Source organism: Mesorhizobium sp. WSM4815 (assembly GCF_055811575.1).
The window spans coordinates 15485-31979 of record NZ_JBVVQS010000064.1 but is presented as its reverse complement, the minus strand read 5'-3'; the positions used below and the strand labels follow the sequence as shown (position 1 = coordinate 31979).

The 16495-nt window shown below is 62.9% G+C and carries 17 protein-coding genes; 5 read left to right on the top strand and 12 right to left on the bottom strand.

All coding sequences use genetic code 11. From position 1 onward, the window contains the following. Positions 1-67: 67 nt before the first annotated feature. The 3 genes from AC0L2B_RS01065 to AC0L2B_RS01055 form a co-directional block, all read right to left on the bottom strand. Positions 68-1585, bottom strand: a complete 1518-nt coding sequence (locus AC0L2B_RS01065; RefSeq protein WP_473743769.1) for an FAD-dependent oxidoreductase — start codon at positions 1583-1585, stop codon at positions 68-70. Between the two features lie 94 nt (positions 1586-1679). After that, on the bottom strand, positions 1680-2615 hold the full coding sequence (locus AC0L2B_RS01060; protein WP_473743768.1) for a DUF2182 domain-containing protein: 936 nt from the start codon (positions 2613-2615) through the stop codon (positions 1680-1682). Between the two features lie 8 nt (positions 2616-2623). Further along, positions 2624-3256, bottom strand: coding sequence for a DUF1326 domain-containing protein (locus AC0L2B_RS01055; protein WP_473743766.1), 633 nt, complete (start codon positions 3254-3256; stop codon positions 2624-2626). Between the two features lie 253 nt (positions 3257-3509). Here AC0L2B_RS01055 and AC0L2B_RS01050 point away from each other — a divergent pair, with 253 nt between their 5' ends. Next, positions 3510-4667, top strand: coding sequence for a sulfite oxidase (locus AC0L2B_RS01050; RefSeq protein ID WP_473517190.1), 1158 nt, complete (start codon positions 3510-3512; stop codon positions 4665-4667). Positions 4668-4730: 63 nt separating this feature from the next. Here AC0L2B_RS01050 and AC0L2B_RS01045 read toward each other — a convergent pair whose 3' ends face one another. Then, positions 4731-5843: a DUF1330 domain-containing protein gene (locus AC0L2B_RS01045; RefSeq protein WP_473743764.1), complete on the bottom strand. Its 1113-nt coding sequence runs from the start codon at positions 5841-5843 to the stop codon at positions 4731-4733. Between the two features lie 76 nt (positions 5844-5919). On the opposite strand from AC0L2B_RS01045, the gene AC0L2B_RS01040 reads away from it, so the two are divergent. Continuing rightward, positions 5920-7017 carry an AraC family transcriptional regulator gene (locus AC0L2B_RS01040; protein ID WP_473743763.1) on the top strand — a complete coding sequence of 366 codons (1098 nt, stop codon included), beginning with the start codon at positions 5920-5922 and terminating at the stop codon, positions 7015-7017. A gap of 26 nt (positions 7018-7043) precedes the next feature. Here the strand turns inward: AC0L2B_RS01040 and AC0L2B_RS01035 are convergent, their stop codons facing one another. After that, entirely contained in the window at positions 7044-7943 is a 900-nt protein-coding gene (locus tag AC0L2B_RS01035; protein WP_473743761.1) for a sigma-70 family RNA polymerase sigma factor, read from the bottom strand. Between the two features lies 1 nt (position 7944). Next, the gene (locus AC0L2B_RS01030; RefSeq protein ID WP_023799082.1) at positions 7945-8256 is read right to left on the bottom strand and encodes a hypothetical protein; all 312 of its coding nucleotides are present in this window, start codon (positions 8254-8256) and stop codon (positions 7945-7947) included. 147 nt (positions 8257-8403) lie between these two features. Between AC0L2B_RS01030 and AC0L2B_RS01025 the strand changes: the two genes are divergently transcribed. Beyond that, complete coding sequence (locus AC0L2B_RS01025) at positions 8404-8769, top strand: VOC family protein (RefSeq protein ID WP_473743760.1); 366 nt, start codon at positions 8404-8406, stop codon at positions 8767-8769. Between the two features lie 25 nt (positions 8770-8794). Here the strand turns inward: AC0L2B_RS01025 and AC0L2B_RS01020 are convergent, their stop codons facing one another. From AC0L2B_RS01020 to AC0L2B_RS01000, 5 genes are all read right to left on the bottom strand, one after another. Next, the gene (locus AC0L2B_RS01020) at positions 8795-9202 is read right to left on the bottom strand and encodes a VOC family protein (protein WP_473743758.1); all 408 of its coding nucleotides are present in this window, start codon (positions 9200-9202) and stop codon (positions 8795-8797) included. Between the two features lie 185 nt (positions 9203-9387). Then, positions 9388-11157 carry a cation:proton antiporter domain-containing protein gene (locus tag AC0L2B_RS01015; protein WP_473743756.1) on the bottom strand — a complete coding sequence of 590 codons (1770 nt, stop codon included), beginning with the start codon at positions 11155-11157 and terminating at the stop codon, positions 9388-9390. Positions 11158-11465: 308 nt separating this feature from the next. Then, entirely contained in the window at positions 11466-11642 is a 177-nt protein-coding gene (locus AC0L2B_RS01010; RefSeq protein WP_473521414.1) for a hypothetical protein, read from the bottom strand. A 39-nt stretch (positions 11643-11681) separates the two neighbouring features. After that, a complete protein-coding gene (locus AC0L2B_RS01005) occupies positions 11682-12710 on the bottom strand; it encodes a cation diffusion facilitator family transporter (RefSeq protein WP_473743755.1) in 1029 nt (342 codons plus the stop codon). Between the two features lies 1 nt (position 12711). Next, positions 12712-12975, bottom strand: a complete 264-nt coding sequence (locus tag AC0L2B_RS01000) for a metal-sensing transcriptional repressor (RefSeq protein ID WP_027154260.1) — start codon at positions 12973-12975, stop codon at positions 12712-12714. 286 nt (positions 12976-13261) lie between these two features. Here AC0L2B_RS01000 and AC0L2B_RS00995 point away from each other — a divergent pair, with 286 nt between their 5' ends. Continuing rightward, positions 13262-13477, top strand: coding sequence for a hypothetical protein (locus AC0L2B_RS00995; protein ID WP_023799088.1), 216 nt, complete (start codon positions 13262-13264; stop codon positions 13475-13477). A 282-nt stretch (positions 13478-13759) separates the two neighbouring features. Further along, complete coding sequence (locus AC0L2B_RS00990) at positions 13760-14518, top strand: pseudouridine synthase (RefSeq protein ID WP_473743770.1); 759 nt, start codon at positions 13760-13762, stop codon at positions 14516-14518. 187 nt (positions 14519-14705) lie between these two features. Here AC0L2B_RS00990 and AC0L2B_RS00985 read toward each other — a convergent pair whose 3' ends face one another. Next, a complete protein-coding gene (locus tag AC0L2B_RS00985) occupies positions 14706-16436 on the bottom strand; it encodes a Na/Pi cotransporter family protein (RefSeq protein WP_473743753.1) in 1731 nt (576 codons plus the stop codon). Between the last annotated feature and the right edge of the window lie 59 nt (positions 16437-16495).

The window sequence follows — 16495 nt, the reverse complement described above, 5'->3', positions numbered from 1 at the left end:
GCCCTACTGCCCTACTGCCCTACTGCCCTACTGCCCTACTGCCCTACTGCCCTACTGCCCTACTGCCCTACTGCCCTCCCAGCGGCGCCACCGCCGGTCCGTTCAAAGCCGTGCCATCGATTGCAAAATGCGAACCGTGGCAGGGGCAGTCCCAGCAGCGCTCGAGCGAGTTCCAGTGGACGTGGCAGCCGATATGCGTGCATGCGGCCGAGCGCTTGTAGAGCGTGCCGTCGTCATCGCGAAATGCGGCGATCTTGCTGAGCCCTTCGCGGACGATGGCACCTTCTCCCGGTCGCAGCTTATCGACGGAATCGATCTCGCCAGGCGCGATATATTCGGCAAAACTCTTGATCGCCGTCGCATTCTCCGACAGGTAATCGCCGATCGCGCCTGCCGTCTTGCGCGACGGCTCGTAGAGTTCGCGCCAGGGACTTTCCTCCTTCAGAATCAGGTCTGAAATCAACAGGCCGGCGACAACGCCATGGGTAATGCCCTGGCCGGAATCCCCGGTCGCCACAAAGACGCGGCTGTCGCCAGGATTGCGGCCGATGAACCCCGCATAATCGACGGTCTCCATCACCTGCCCGGACCACCGGTTGATTTCCACGCCGACATCGGGCACCAGCCTTTTGGTCCAGGCCGTCAGGGCCGCGAAACGGTCACCGGCATCATCGGCCTGTCCTGTCTTGTGGTCTTCACCTCCGACGATCAGGAAGTCGGTCCGACCGTCGCCAGGCTGAAGCCGAACGTAGTGATAAGGGTCTTCAGTATCCCAATACAGCGCATCCGGTATGGTATCGCGCGCGATCTCGAACGACATCGCGTAGGTTCGATAGGGCGCTTGCTTGGTGTGAAGCGCGACCCGATCGTTGATCGGCGAGTTGGTGGCGACAACCGCCGATCTGGCAGACACGCTTAAGCCCGAAACCGTGGTTACACGCACGCCGCCATCAGTCTCCTCGACCTTTTCGACGATGGTATCGGCATAGAGCACACCGCCGCGCGCGCGGATGCCTGCGGCCAGCCCGCGGAGATATTTGAGCGGGTGAAAGGTCGCCTGATTGGCGTATCGAAGGGCCTGCGCATCCGAAAAGCCTGCAAACGGCACGCCCCTGGTCTTCTCGACCTCGACACCGATTTTCAGAGCGGTGTCCAGTTCGCGCGTGATATCGGATTCCTGGCTGCTGGAAGCCGGGAAGAGAAAGCCGTCGAGGCGCCGGAAATCGCACGCGATACGCTCCGCCTCCTGGATGGATTGAATACGGTCGATAGCGGCCGATTGGCTTTCGTAGAAAATCCGCGCCAGATCCTCGCCGCGCAATTTGGTCAGCTCCGAAAAATAGTCGTCGCAGACAGATGACAGGTGCGCAGTGGTGCGAGCCGTCATGCCGCTTCCGATCCGGCCGCGATCGAGGACAGTCACCTTCTGGCCGGCGGCGGCCAGTTCGTAGGCGACCGACAGTCCGGCAATCCCAGACCCGACGACCACGACATCGACCTGTTCGCTTTGCCCGAGCGGCACCGCATCGGGCGCGACTTCGGACGCCGCCCAGAGCGATACAGTCCTTTCCTGGCTGACATTCATCGGCTGAACCTCCCATCCACGATATTCGGTAAACGGAAGCGAGGATTCAAAGTTCCTCGACGCCTTTGAATGCCAACGGAGGCGGCCCTGGTCGTCAGACCAAAAGCGTTGCGCTGCCCCAGGCGATCAGGGCGATGCCAGCTGCCCGGCCAACCCACTGGCCGGCAGGAAACGCCTTTTCAACCAGCACCAGAATGACGAGCGCGGCAATCCACACCAGGTTCATGATGCCACCCACGAACAACAGCGCCATCAGCATCCAGCAGCATCCGACACAAAACGCTCCGTGCAATGCGCCCAGACGCAGCGCGCCAAGGGCGTGGGGACTCCAGTGGCGGGCAAGGAACGCCGTCGGTGCCCGGCAATGCGACAGGCAGGCGTTCTTGAAGGGCGAGAGCTGATAGATCCCCGCGCCGATCAGGACGATGGCTGAAAGCCAGCGGCTCTGCGAACTCATCATCGTCGCGGAAACGAAGGCTTCGCGTTCGAGCAGCCAATGCAATGCGGTTGCGGCGACGGAGAACCCCAGCCAGACCAGGAGGTAGCCTGCCATGAACACGCCGGTCGGCGCGAGCTTGTCCTGGATCTGACCCTGTGCCAGCGCATGGCGATGCACGCGCGCATAGAGCAGGATGGTCGGCGCCGCACTCGGCGACATCATGGCGATCATCATGACCCACCACATGGCGATCATCAGCGCCCAGTTCGCGCCCCCCCAGACCCGCGGTTCCCCCGCAATGTCCATCGCGCCCCTATCCGTGCCAGACATGTTCATCGCACTCATGTCCATGCCGGACATATCCATGCCAGACATGTCCATGCCGGGCATGTCAGAGGTCATATCGGATGTCATGTTCGGAGTTTGCAGGTGGGGGAATAACGCGAGCCTCGACATCTCCCACGCATTCATGCCGATCCCTGCGCCGGCGGCGATGTAAAGCCAGGCCAGCAGGCACAGCGCCACCACGCCCGCAATCGTGATGACGCGGTCGCGTCTGAGCAGCCGTTCCAGTGGCGACCCGCCGTTCATGCGCCGCGTCAGGCCCGCACCACCCCGTGATTGTTGAGATGCAGCCGCGCGAACTGGCCGTAACTGTCCTTGGTGGTCACCTGAACCGGCCCGCTGGTTGTGCTCGAAGCGCTGCCGATCTCGGCGACCGCATATTCGAAGCCGTTCGGCAACACGATCTGGGCGCGCGAGTCCGCGCCCGTCACCTTGTTGCGGATCGGTTCGCCGACCGTTTCGATGTAGTCCTTGACGAAGATGCGGCCCCTGCGGCCGTCGACATCGAGGTCGAGATCGATCCTGGTGAAGACCGGCTCGTTCATTTTTGTCACGGTCGAGGCGTAGACGGCGAACATCGTCGCGAACGGGTCGGTGTCCTGGCCGGTCATGATGCGCAGCAGCGCGTTACGCTGCCGCTCGGTTGCCTTCTCGTCGACGAAAGCGATGGCTTCGCCGTTGCCCTCGTGGATCGCCCTGGGCCATTTGAAGATCGCGGCGATGCGCAGGCCGTCGAGAACGGTCTCGCCATGATGACCTTCATCGATCTGGATGCCGGCCACGGCATGGCAATGGCCCTTGTCGGGCAGCGCATTGAATTGACAGTTGCAGCCATATTCGCAGGTGCAATTGACAAGTTCGCGTCCCTTGATTTCCCAAGACGTCATACTGTCCTCCCTGATCTCGAAATATTAGACCATCATCATACACCTGGACTCTTCCCTCTCAAAGGCGCACCCTCAAAAGGGCGAACCCAAGCGAGAGTTTCGTCCAAGGCTTCACATGTTTGAGATGCGCCGCTGATTGTTGACCTGTCCGGATAATCTCCGGGTGGGGCAAACGTTCATTGCGCCTATCCGTGTTCAGGCTGCGGCCTAAGGCACCTGCAGCCTGTTTCCGGATCAACTGGGAGGAAACAACATGCCTGATCTTCAACGCAGAGAACTTCTTGTTCAGGGAAGTGCTGCCCTCGCCGCAATTGCTGCTCTCTATACCTCGCGTCGGGCTTACGCTTTTCCAACACGGCCGAGCGAGGAGGTTGTTCGGTGGCTGGACCAGCCGACCGAAAATCCCGATCCGGTCGGCATCCAGAAGCAGCTTGTCTGGGAGGATCTGGATAGCTGGATAACGCCGAACGACAAGTTCTTCAGCATCTCGCATTTCAATCGACCAACGATCGACGAGAAGACATGGTCGATGGAGATCGGCGGCCTGGTCAAGAAGCCCTTGAAACTGACTCTCGCCGACATCAAGGCGCGGCCGCGCCAGGAGGTCGTTTTCACAGTGGAATGCTCGGGCAACCACGGTTTTCCGTTTTTCACCGGCGGCATCGGCAATGCCCGCTGGGCAGGGACGCCGCTCGCCCCGATCCTCGAGGAAGCCGGCGTCCTGGAAAATGGCATCGAGGTGGTCTTTTTCGGCACTGACACAGGCGAGGTCGCCATACGCGACGTCAAGATGCAGCAGAACTTCGCGCGCAGCATGTCGCTTGCCGAAGCGACCAACCCAGACAATTTGCTCTGCTATGAAATGAACGGAGCCGCCTTGCCGGCGGCGAATGGTTTTCCGCTGCGGCTGATTGCTCCGGGCTGGTACGGCATCGCCAACGTCAAGTGGCTGGAGCGCATCGAGGTGCGTGACACCCGCTTCATGAGCCTTCTGATGGCGCGTGACTATGTCACCATCCGGGAGGAAGAGCGCAATGGCGAGACCGTGTGGACCGAGGACTCAGTCGGGCGAGCGCTGATCAAGTCCGCGCCCGCGAAGGTCACCCGCAAGGACTCGGACTACCGCATCATTGGGGCAGCCTGGGGGGCACCGATCGATCGGGTCGAAGTGCAAATCGATCAAGCGCCATGGGCACCGGCGACCATCGACCGCAGCGAGGAGGCCGAGCACGCCTGGAAGATCTGGTCCCTGGATTGGCCAAATCCGTCGCCTGGAGAACACACGGTGACCTCGCGCGCGGTCAGCACCACGGGACAGGTTCAACCGGCAATGGACGATCCCTTGATTGCCAAGAAACACACATACTGGGAAAGCAATGGCCAGGTGACGCGCCGCGTGCGTGTCGTTTGATAGACTTTGCTGCACGCGGGAAGGTGAAGCAGGCAGCGCCTGATCGCAGACTGGTCGCCAGCGTCAGTCCTTGGATGCCGTGATGACGAGCGCCGGCATGTCGAAAGCGACGGCGCCGGCTGCTGTCACGTAAGGCATAAGTGCCCGCTCGGCCTCCTCCAGGAGCCGCTTGAACTGCTCGTTGTCCAAAAGCCCGCCCAACGTCCAGATGCAGGCTCTTTCAGTCGAGATCAGCGACTCGATCGAGGCAAAACGGACCGTTCCGCGGTGCCGCTTCACCTCGGCACGCTCTATGCCTGCCTTCGCGCAGAGCGAGCGCAGTAACTCCGCATCGCCGAGTACGAACGGCGCGCGGAACGCGTTCGCAACGTCGGCTCCAAACAGCCGTTCAAGCATATCCGCCACTGCGGCATAGCCGGGCGACTGGTCGAGCGGTCCACAGACCGCGACGGCGAGCCGGCCGCCGGACTTAAGCACGCGCATCATTTCCCGCAGTCCGGCTGCTCGATCGTCGAAGAACATCAGGCCGAACTGGCTGACCGCGGCGTCGAAGCTTTCATCCGGGAAAGGGATCTGCTCGGCGCGCCCTTCTCGCCAATCGATGCGAGTGCTTTTGCGGCGGGCAACGCAAAGCATATCGTGATTGGGATCAAGCCCGACCACCTTGCCCTCCGCGCCAACGCGGTCGAGGGCCGCGAGCGCCAGCACACCCGTACCGCAGGCAATGTCGATCACGCAGTCGCCCCTCCCTATTCGAGCCTCGGCGGCGACGATAGGCCCCCATTGTCGGAACAGCGCTGGAACGAACAGTGAGTCGTAGATTTCAGCCGGAGTTTTCGATGTCTTGCCCCGGCGGGTCTGGGCCGCCGCTTGCTCCGATCCCGGCGTTGCACCTTCAAGGAACACTGCGTTGGATCGGGTTCCGGCGACGCGTAGCGCCTTCAGCGGCTCGTATTCGGGCGATGAATACCAGCGCCGGGCATGCTCGCCGTCGGAAAATTCGACGATGACCGGATAGACCGGCTGCCAGTCTCCTTCGACAAGGTCGGATTTCCCGCCCAGCACCAGATAGCGCCCTCCATACTGTTCAACCGTTGCAAAGACCCCTGCCAGATACTGCTCGACCTTGGCCTGGTCGGTGATTTCACGCACGTCGAAGAAGCAATAGGTAGACATAGCCAACCTCCGTTGATCGCATGGACTCCACGGGATGCGCGGTGGATATACTGTTCGGCGCATAGTAGACTTGGCCATGGGCACGCTCCATGACCCAGCGTCTCAATCGCTTGCTGCAGCGTCCGTTCTGGCGCGATCGCCTGGGCGGCCACCGGAAGAGGTCGTTGCCGATGCCGCACCTTCGGCCGCGCCGGACAAGGATGTGCTTTCGGATGTGCTGCGCGTGGTAAAGCTCACCGGCGCGCTTTTCTTCTGGGTCGATGCCTCTTCGCCCTGGAGCGTGGAAGTGCCGCGGGCGGGTTCATTTGCCCATCTTATCCTGCCGCGCGCCCAACATGTGATTTCCTACCACATCATCACCCAAGGATCGGGCTCGGTCAGCATCGGTGACGATCCGCCGATAGAGTTTGCCGAAGGCGACATACTTGTGATCCCGCATGAGGATTCGTACGCGATGTGCAGTGCGCCCGGAGTGCGATCAGGTTTGAGCCCGGAAGATTCGCTCGATTTCTTTCGCGCCATGGCGGCCGGACAACTGCCCTTCGTGATCAACGAAGGTGGCGACGGCCTCCTCCTGACCAGATATGTCTGCGGTTTCCTTGGCTGCGATGCACGGCCGTTCAATCCTCTGCTCGGGGCCCTGCCTCCGCTGATACGCATCCGGCGCGCGGCCGGCGCACCGAGCGATCTGCTCGACCGGCTGATCGAGCTAACGCTGGCAGAGGTGTCCGTTCAACGGCCAGGCGCTGAATGCATCCGCCTGCGCCTCAGCGAGCTGATGTTCGTTGAGGTCGTTCGCCGCTATCTTGAGGCACTGCCGCCGGAGCAGACCGGCTGGCTGGCCGGCTTGCGCGACCCCGCCGTCGGCCGGGCTGTTGCGCTTGTCCACGAGAATCCGGCGCGTGGCTGGACAATTGAAGAACTCGCACGCGAAACCGGCGTCTCGCGGTCCGTCCTCGCGGCCCGCTTCACGCGTCTCGTCGGCTGCCCGCCGATGCAGTATCTCACGCGATGGCGCGTGCAACTGGCCGCACGACTGCTCACTGATGGGCTGGCCAAAGTCTCGGCAGTCGGGCGTGATGTCGGCTACGAGTCCGAAGCGGCCTTCAGCAGGAGCTTCAAGAAACTCGCGGGCGTCTCGCCGGCTGGCTGGCGCGACGGCCGGCGCGGATAGCGGGCGGCCGGAGGCCGACCCTCCCCCTACCCCTCCATCGTGCTGATCTCGGCATCGATCAGGCACCAGGGCGCATAACGAAAATCGCGGATCTGGACGACCCGCTCGTCCCGCCATTCGACCAGCATGAAGCCGCGCACCGCGCCGTCCGCCTCCTGCGGGTTGCGGATCAGGATCGCCGGCCGGCCGTCGACAAAACTCAGCGACAGCGCCCAGTCGCTGATGCGCTCGTAATTGCCGAAATAGGTCGACACTTCAGCCTTGCCGCGCATGCGGAGCCGGCTGACCAATTCGAGCTGGACATCCTCGGCGATCAGCGCCCTGACCGCGTCGAAGTCGCGCGCGTTGAACAGATCGACATAGCGGCGCAGCCGTCGCTCGTCATCGGCGTCGAGCCGTGGCGCGGCAGCCTGTTCGGGCTCGGCTGCCAGCAGGCGCAACTGCGCCCGCCCGCGATGCAGCGCCGCCTTGGTGGCGGCCAGCGTCGCGCCGGTCACCTCGCAGGTCTCATGCAGCGACAGGCCGAGCACGTCGACCAGGATCACGGCGCCGCGCTGCGCCACCGAAAGCTGCATGAAGCTGCGCAGGCCGGCCGCCGCGGCGAGCCTTGAGTCGGCGCTGCCGGAAGGATCCTCGATCGTGGTCATGTCGGTCTCGGTCATGCGCGACCTTTCCCGATGGCGCCGGCGCAGATGGTCCTGCGCGGCATTATGGGCGATGCGAAACAGCCATTGCTCAGGCCGGTCGACCGTCATGCTGCCGTCGACCGCCTGCAGCGCCTTGATCAGCGTCTCCTGCACGATGTCTTCGCCGTCGATCACCGAGCCGGCCATGCGGGCGCAGTAGCGGTGCAGTTTTGGGCGCAACCCGGAGAGCATCGACTCCAGCGCAGGCCGATCGAATTTCGATTGGATCATGGCGTCCATTCTATCCGGCCTTGCTCTCCTCAAGCACACGGTAGTTGCCGATAATTTTGGCAGGCGACCGCTTGACCGGCGTCGAGCGCCGTTCCGCATGGTTTTGCGTGAACGCCTCGAAGGCCGCAAGCCCGGTCAGCGCGGATGTGTCATTTCCTTCGCCGACGACATGGACGAACTCGCCGTCGTCGAGTTCGAGCACGAGATAGCGCACGCTCTGCGGCGCCGTTTCATCCAGCGTCTCGAACACTTTTGCCACCAGCGCGCGGTTCTCTTCCAGCCCGGTGTCTTTCACGCTGTAGCGAATGAGTTTGTAGCCCATGGTTCGTCTCCTGAATGGTTGGTCTGAGCAGAAGACGTTTCGCGTTCCCGAAAAGATTCTCGCACGCTATAATTTTTTCGGCCGCCCGGATCGACTTCCACCTGCGGACGGCTAGGCAGCAGCCATCGAGGAGCAGGAGCGACGACCATGCACATCCAGTTTGCCGAACTGCCGGTATTCGACCAGGACCGCGCCAAGGCGTTCTACACCAGGCATTTCGCCTGCAAGGTCGCGGCCGACGAGAAGATGGGCGACAGCGGCTGGCGCTGGATCGAGCTGAAATTTCCCGGCGCCGTGACGAACCTGCATTTCGTGAGACGCGCCGACGACACGCCAGGCGCGGAGCCGATGCTGGTGCTGGTCGACGACGATGTCGAGGCCACGATCACGGCGTTGAAGGCGGGCGGCGTCGAGATCATCACCGAACCGCAGGAGGCGCCCTGGCAGCCTGGCCGCACGGTGGCGGAATTTCGCGACAGCGAGGGCAACCGCATGGTGATCGGCAGCCAATGAGCGGGTGCAACCGGAGAGCGGGCACTTAAGCAGCCCCGGCTTTGTGCGCCAAAGCATGCCTCGGCTGGTAAAGGCCAAGCGAGCCGCCACTGGGAAGCGAGACATGCGTGAGCAGGCCCCAGCCTTCATCGGTGACCGAAGTGCATTCAACATCGTGCGATTTCAGCTCTTGGATCGCAGCATTGATGTCTTCGCACATGAGATAGACTTCGTGGCTGTCGACTTCGGCGGCCGGGTGAACGGCAATCTCGGCCGGCGGCAATGCGAAGATCAACCAGCCTTCGCCAGCATCGACTGCTGGAAACCGTAGAACATTGCGAAAAAATGCGCGGTCTGCCTCGGCATCCGTGCTGTAGATGATCATGTGTGCGCCGGAAATCATGGCTCCTATCTCCCTGAAAGTGATGCGAACAAACAAACTATTGCGTTGCAAACGACGTTTTCGGCGCTACCGCCCGTCGACACAGCCGCTCGATATCGGCAAGCTTCAGTTGGATATAGGTCGGCCGGCCGTGATTGCAGGTGCCGGAACCCGGCGTTGCTTCAAAGACCGACGCCTGCCAGACCTCACGCTATCAGCGGAAGAAGCTGGAGATGCTGTTCGCGCGCCTGCCGCCATCACCCGGCCATCGGCTTTGGGTCGACCTGGCGCGCGTTTTGGCTCTGGTCGGCGACCGGGGCGGCTGGGGCATCGATCCGGCTCAGAATGTGATCCGAGATGCCGCGCGCGATCTCCCGCTCACCCATGATGATCAGGTCGGCGCCGAACTTCTTCAGGTATTCCACTTCGGCATCGGAATGCGCACGGGCGATGATCTCGAGCTTTGGATTGATGGCATGGGCTTGCTCGATGAGATTGCCGCTCTCGAACGGATTGGGAATGGCGCTGATCAACCACCGGGCTGAGGCAACGTTGGCCGCCTCAAGCAGGCCCGGCTGGGCGGCATTTCCCGCAATGACATCAACGCCGCGGGCGCGCAGCTGTTCTACTATCACTTGCCGTTCCTCGATCACCAGGTACGGCTGCCTTGCCTTTTGCAACGTCTCCGCGACCAGGCTTCCGACCCGTCCATGGCCGACAAGCACCGCGTGGTCTGTCAGGCTGGTAGCTGCGAGTTCGGGCGGTTCGGCTTTGCCTTCTTGCGTGGCAATGGTTCGCTCTCGTGCTTTCAGCCACGGCGTCAGCCGATCCAACGCCGCAAACAGCAGCGGGTTGACGAGGATCGAAAGGATGGCTCCGGCAAGCACCAGGTCACGTCCCGCCTCTGGAAGAAGCGCGAGGTCGACACCCAGTCCCGCCAGGATGAAGGAGAACTCGCCGATTTGCGCCAGGCTCAGGCCGAGTGTCAGGGCCACGTGGGACGGATAGCCGAACATCAATGCGATGGCCGATGCGGCCGTGGCATTGCCGATGACGATGATCAAAAATGTCACGCCGACGAGCAGTGGCTGCTCGACCAGGATCATCGGGTTGAACAGCATGCCGACGGAGACGAAGAAAAGCACGGCAAATGCGTCGCGCAGCGGCAGCGTTTCCTGAGCGGCCCTTTGGCTCAACTGGGATTCGGCAAGGATCATCCCTGCGAAAAACGCGCCAAGAGCAAACGAGACGCCGAACAGCTCGGCTGCCCCGAAGGCGACACCAAGGGCGATCGCCAGCACGGCCAAACGGAAAAGCTCTCGCGAACCGGTGTGAGCAACGTAGTGAAGGATCGGCGGAATGACACGTCGCCCGACGACAACCATGATCGCGAAGAAAGCCGCCAATTTGCCCAGCGTCAGCCCGAGCGCGCTCCAGATGGTCTGCGGCTCAAACAATTTGAACAGGTCATTGCCGTCAAGGTTTGCCCCGTTGAAATTGCCACCGAGCACGCCTGCGAAGGCCGGCAACAGCACGAGCGCGAGGATCATGGCGAGGTCCTCTACGACCAGCCAGCCGACTGCGATGCGTCCGCCATCGGTTTCGAGCTGCCGCATTTCCTGCAGCGCCCGTAGGACCACGACTGTGCTTGCAACCGACAGGGCCAGCCCAAACACCACTCCGGCTCCGATCGGCCAGCCGATCGCCTGCGTCACGAGGAGCCCGAGCATGGTCACCAGAGCCATTTGACCGACAGCGCCGGGAAGCGCGATCTTTCTTACCGACAGCAGATCGTTCAGCGAAAAATGCAGCCCTATGCCAAACATCAGCAGGATCACGCCGACCTCGGCGAGTTGGCGCGCCAGCGCCTGGTCGGCAACGAAGCCGGGCGTGAACGGGCCAATCAAGACCCCAGCCACGAGGTAGCCGACCAGCGGCGACAGGCGAAGTCGGTTCGCCAACGTGCCGAGGATGAAGGCGAGTCCGAGGCCGGCGACAAGGGTTGCGATAAGTGGCGCCTGAGGCATCTTCCCAATCCGGTTTCCGGCCACGCTTGGCGCTCGGGTCACGCGTTGCGCGAGCCAGAGATAATGGACCCGGGGATAATGGACTAAGACGCGGCGGTCTCAACACCTTTCGCGCAGCAGATCCCGCCAATGGCGAACTGGAGTTCTGCAACGGTTGGACAAGTGCTTGCGTCGTCCGCAGGATACCGGCGAACGGCACAGAGCTTGGAGGCGTCACGTCGCGCCTTGGGTGCCGTTCACCTGATGCGCCGTGGCTGCGGAATCCTCAAACCTGCGCGCAGTATTTCCGCCGCGTGGCTTTCTCAATACTACTCTGCCTCATCCCCGGAAGCGGCATTGAGAGGCCGTTGCGCAGCCCCGAAGACGACGCCCATCGGCAGGAAACCCATGAACGCCAGCCAGTCGCCTCCCGCCGAGAGCAGTTTGATCTGCTCGCCGACCGCCAGATAGATCGTTCGTTGCAACTCAACAAGAATTTGGAACATCAGCTGAGGATAACAGAAGCGAGCCGGTCGGAGCGACCGTTACTGGCCGTCGTGCTCGCCGTGGCCATGTCCATGGCGGTGATCGGCATCCGCGTTCGCCAATCTTATATTCGCCGCCGCAAGCGCCGGCATGTGCTCGAACAACTCGTGTTCCAGCGCTGCGGTGATCTTTTGCGCTTCGCTGACCGGCAGGCTTTCTTCGACGGCGATGGCAATGTCGGCGTGCAGCCTGTGACCGATCCACCGCGCCCTGGCATCGACAATGCGCGCTGCCGGCACATGCGCGGCGGCATGGTCGATGTCGCCGATGACGTCAGGATCTATACCGTCGAGCATGCGGGTCAGCACCGAGCGCGCCGACTGCCAGACGATGCCGAAGATCGCAAGCGTGATGAGCAGGCCGACGATCGGGTCGGCCAGCGCAAAACCGAGCCAGACGCCGAACGCTCCGAGGACCACGGCAAGGCTGGTCAGGCCGTCGGTGCGGGCGTGGTAGCCGTCGGCAATCAGTGCGGCGCTGTTGATTTCGCGGCCGACGCGGATGCGGAACACCGCGACGGCCTCATTGCCGAGAAAGCCGACAATGCCCGCCGCCGCCAGCCAGCCCAGATGCGTCACCACGCGTGGATTGATCAAACGGTCGATGGACTGGTAACCGGCGACGATGGCGCTGAACAGGATGATCCCGACGATGATCATCCCGGCCAGGTCCTCGACCCGGCCCAGGCCGTAGGTGAAGGTCGGCGACGGCTTGCGCCGGGCCAGCAGGAAGGCGATCCACAGCGGAATGGCGGTGGTGGCGTCACCGATGTTGTGGACCGTGTCGGCCAGCAGCGCCACGCTGCCCGACAGCGCGACCACGACCATCTGCATCGCCGCGGTGATTGCCAGGATGACGAACGACCATTTTATCGCCCATATGCCGCGGTCGGTCGTGGCAATGGTCGCATCGATGACCCCGTGGCTATGCGACCCGCTCACATGATCGTGATGGCCATGACCATGCGCGGCGTGATCGCGCGGCCCGAACCCGAACCAGTCAAGGATGCGCGCGCCGAGCACAGGCATTTCACAAATATTTCGCCAGTTGCTTGAGTTCCGCCAGCGAGTTGCCGCCGGCTTCCGCGGTGTCCGTCAGGCAATGCTCGATATGATCGTGGATCAGTTCGCGCTTTGCACTGCTGATGGCGCTCTCCACGGCGTGGAGCTGCTGCGCCAGGTCAACGCAAGGACGATGCGCCTCGAACATCGACAGCACCGCCGCAAGATGGCCTTGCGCGCGCTTCAGACGCTTCACGATAGCCGGATGCGAACGATGGATGCCTTCGGACATGCCTGTTTTGTATCCTCCCCGGGAGGATCCAGTCAAATCTTCTTTTGAACTCACCTTGCCGGCGAGTCCGTCACATCCGAAGAACGACGGCCAGCCACCTCCTGCGGGTAACCCGCCGGCGGCGGCGGCCCGTATTATTTCGTGACCATGTTGCGCCGGAACCTTCCCCTCGCACCAGCGTTCGGGGCGCTGTATTCGCGATGCCTTATTTTTGGCAAACATGATAGGCGACGGGCGAATACCGGCGGGGAGGCAAAAAGCATAGGTCGGGGAGGAGCATGTTGTCATGTCGAACCGTGAAATTGGAACGTCCCACACATTGGGGCTGCGCATCGCTGATCTCAAAGCCAGGATGCGGAGCGCCCGGATTACCGAGCACGAGATGAAAATTTTTCAGAAGGTAGCCGCTGTCATGGGAGCAGGTGAAGGCTCCCTGCGGATCGATGCCGACGACCTGATTGCCGCATCTTTCGTTGTCGAGGACGAGCCCAGGGCAAACTGACGATCGTGGCGCCCCCGGGCGATCAGCCAGGCGCACCACGTCGGAAGCGGGCGTGCGAGGCTCGCGATGTTGGCGCTCTTCGGCGCCCCTCTGTCCCGCTGACCTTGCCAGAATGTCCGAGGCGCTCGGGTCGCAACGAAGGCGCCCTAGCTCACACTTTCGGATACTCGTATACGAGGATACCCACACGGGTGGCTTTCTGTTAGGGCATGGAAACGCTTGCCAGGGTCGGAGATGGGCTGGTGGGAAAGACCTGACTTGCCGGAACGATCACGCAAAACCATGGCGCCACGGCCGAACGCCGGCCGGCCCAACCCAGGCGTCAGTTCCCCCAGCGTCAGCCTTTGTCGTGCCCTGTCAAAACTTGGGCTGTGCTCGCGCAAGCAGGCGGAAATTCTGGTCGCCGAAGGGCGCGTCCGGGTCGCCGGCAAAATCGTGCGCAACGGCTCGTTGCGCGTCGATCCCGGCCGCGACCGCATCGAGGTCGACGGCAGCCGCGTCGTCGCCTCGCGCAAGGTCTATCTGATGATCAACAAGCCGCGCGGCCTGGTCACCACCCGCGACGACCCGCAGGACCGCGGCACCGTCTACGACTGCCTGGCAGAACTCGACCTGCCCTTCGTGTCGCCGGTCGGCCGTCTCGACAAGGCCAGCGAAGGCCTGCTCTTGATGACCAACGACACCCGCTTCGCCCAGCGCCTGCTCGACCCCGCTTCGCACATCGCCAAGATCTATCATGTGCAGATCGGCGCCCTGCCCGACGCGGCCCTGCTGGCGCGGTTGCGCGCCGGCGCCACGGTCGATGGCGAAGATTTGACGGCGCGGTCGATCGACATCCTGCGCAGCGGCGCCAGCACCGCCTGGCTGGAAGTCACCCTCGACGAGGGCCGCAACCGCCACATCCGCCGGCTGCTCGGCGCGCACGATGTCGAGGTGCTTCGCCTGGTGCGGGTGGCGATCGGCCGCTTGCGGCTCGGCGACCTCGCCAAGGGCAAGGCCCGCCACCTCACGGCCGAAGAACTGGCGCTGTTTCAAGGCTGAGCGAAGGCGCCGAAGCGCGCTCCCTTCTCCCCTTGTGGGAGAAGGTGGATTGGCGCGTAGCGCCAAGACGGTTGAGGGGTGCTGGAAGGATCGCCGTCGGCGCCAAGCTGGAACACCCCTCATCCGACCTCGCTTCGCGAGGCCACCTTCTCCCACAAGGGGAGAAGGGAAAGGGACGCCCGCCCCGCTACTCGGCCGGGACCGGGCTGAGGCCGGGATCGCCCATCGCGTGCGGCCTGGTTTCCTTGCGTGCCGACGCCCGGGCGAGCACGCTTTGCCGGTTGACCGATTTGCGCTCGGCATCGATGCGCTGGATCAGGATTTCCGCGCGCTCGATCGACCCGAGCAGCGCCAGGATCGTGCCGCGTTCGGCGGCGCCGGCATTGGGTCCGAGCGCCAGCGTGCGGGCACGCAGTTCCTCGACCTCCGGCAGATTGACATGGCCGGCCGGCACCTTCGGGTCGGAGATGCCGTAAGTCGGCAAGATCTGCCGCAGCGAGGCATCGAGCTTGCTCAGCCCGACGTCGACGATGGCCTGCGCCGGACCGCTGAACTTCTCGCGCCTGACGCGGCGCGCCACCTGATGCATCGATTCCGTCAGGGCGGCGGTGAAGTCGGCTTCCTCGATCAGGCTGGCGATCAGGTCGAGTTGGTCGTAGGGCAGGTCTTCCTTCATCAATTCGGCGGTGTAGGCGCGGATGTCGCGGCTGAGGATATCGGTTGCGAGGTAGTGCTCGCCCGGATCCGACGGCGCCTTCTTCGACGAGCGGGCGATGTCGAGGAACATGGCGCCGGCTTGCAGATGGCGGGCCGTCTCCTGCTGGACGGCGGGAACGGCCTTGGCGAAATCGCCGGCCAGCTTGCGGTCGAGGAATCGCGGCGTCGAGAAATCTTCCGTATCCTCGGCATCCGTGTGACCGACACGCGACAGAACCCGCTCGAACACCCCGATGAACGGAAACAGCAACAGCGTGTTGAAGACGTTGAAGAAGGTCGAGTAAAGACCGACCGCGACCGGCACCAGGGGAAAGGTCTCCTTGCCGTCGACGATCACCGGAATGGCGGGATCGCCGCCGAAGAACTGCATCGCCCATTCCAGGACCTGCATGGAGACGAAGAACAGCGGGATGGTGATGCACACGCCGATGATGTTGAAGGAGATGTGGGCGTAAGCGGTGCGCTTGGCGTTTTTCGAAAGATTGAGCGAAGCCATCCACGAGGTGATCGTGGTGCCGAGATCGGAGCCGAGCGAGAAGGCGACGGCCGTCGTCCAGTCGAGAATGCCGGCGGCGCCAAGGCCCATGACGATGCCGATCGTCGCCGAGGACGAATGGATCATGGCGGTCACGCCGGCGGCGATGAACACGCATTTGAGCAGGTTGAGGTAGGAGTCGGCCGTCAGCGTTTGCAGCAGGGCCATGACTTCGGGCAGGTTGCGCAACGGGCGCAGGCCGCCGGTCATCAGGTTGAGGCCATAGAAGATCAGCGCGAAGCCCATGCCGGCAAGCGCTATGTTCTTGACCTTCTCGCTTTTGGCAAAGCAGTAGATCAGCGAGAACACGCCGGCCAGGATCAGCCCGAGCGGACCGAGCGGCAGCGCGATGAGCCCGTTGCCGAGCGTGGTGCCGATATTGGCGCCCATGATCACGCTGATCGCCGGTCGAAGCGCGATGACGCCGGCATTGACCAGGCCGACGACCATGACGCTCATCGCCGTCGACGACTGGATGACGCCGGTGATCAGCGTTCCCGCCAGCACGCCCTTGATCGGCGTTCCGGCGGCCTTGGCGAGAAAGGCGCGCATCCGGTTGACCGACAGCGCCTGGATGCCGTTGGCCATGAAGTCGAGGCCGAGCATAAAAATGCCCAACCCGCCGATCACCGGCACGAGGATGTCCTTGAAGATATCGATGTCCATGTCACGCAGTCCCCAACAAGCCGCCATCACGGCGCGATATGAATTTCAGTTCAGGCGCT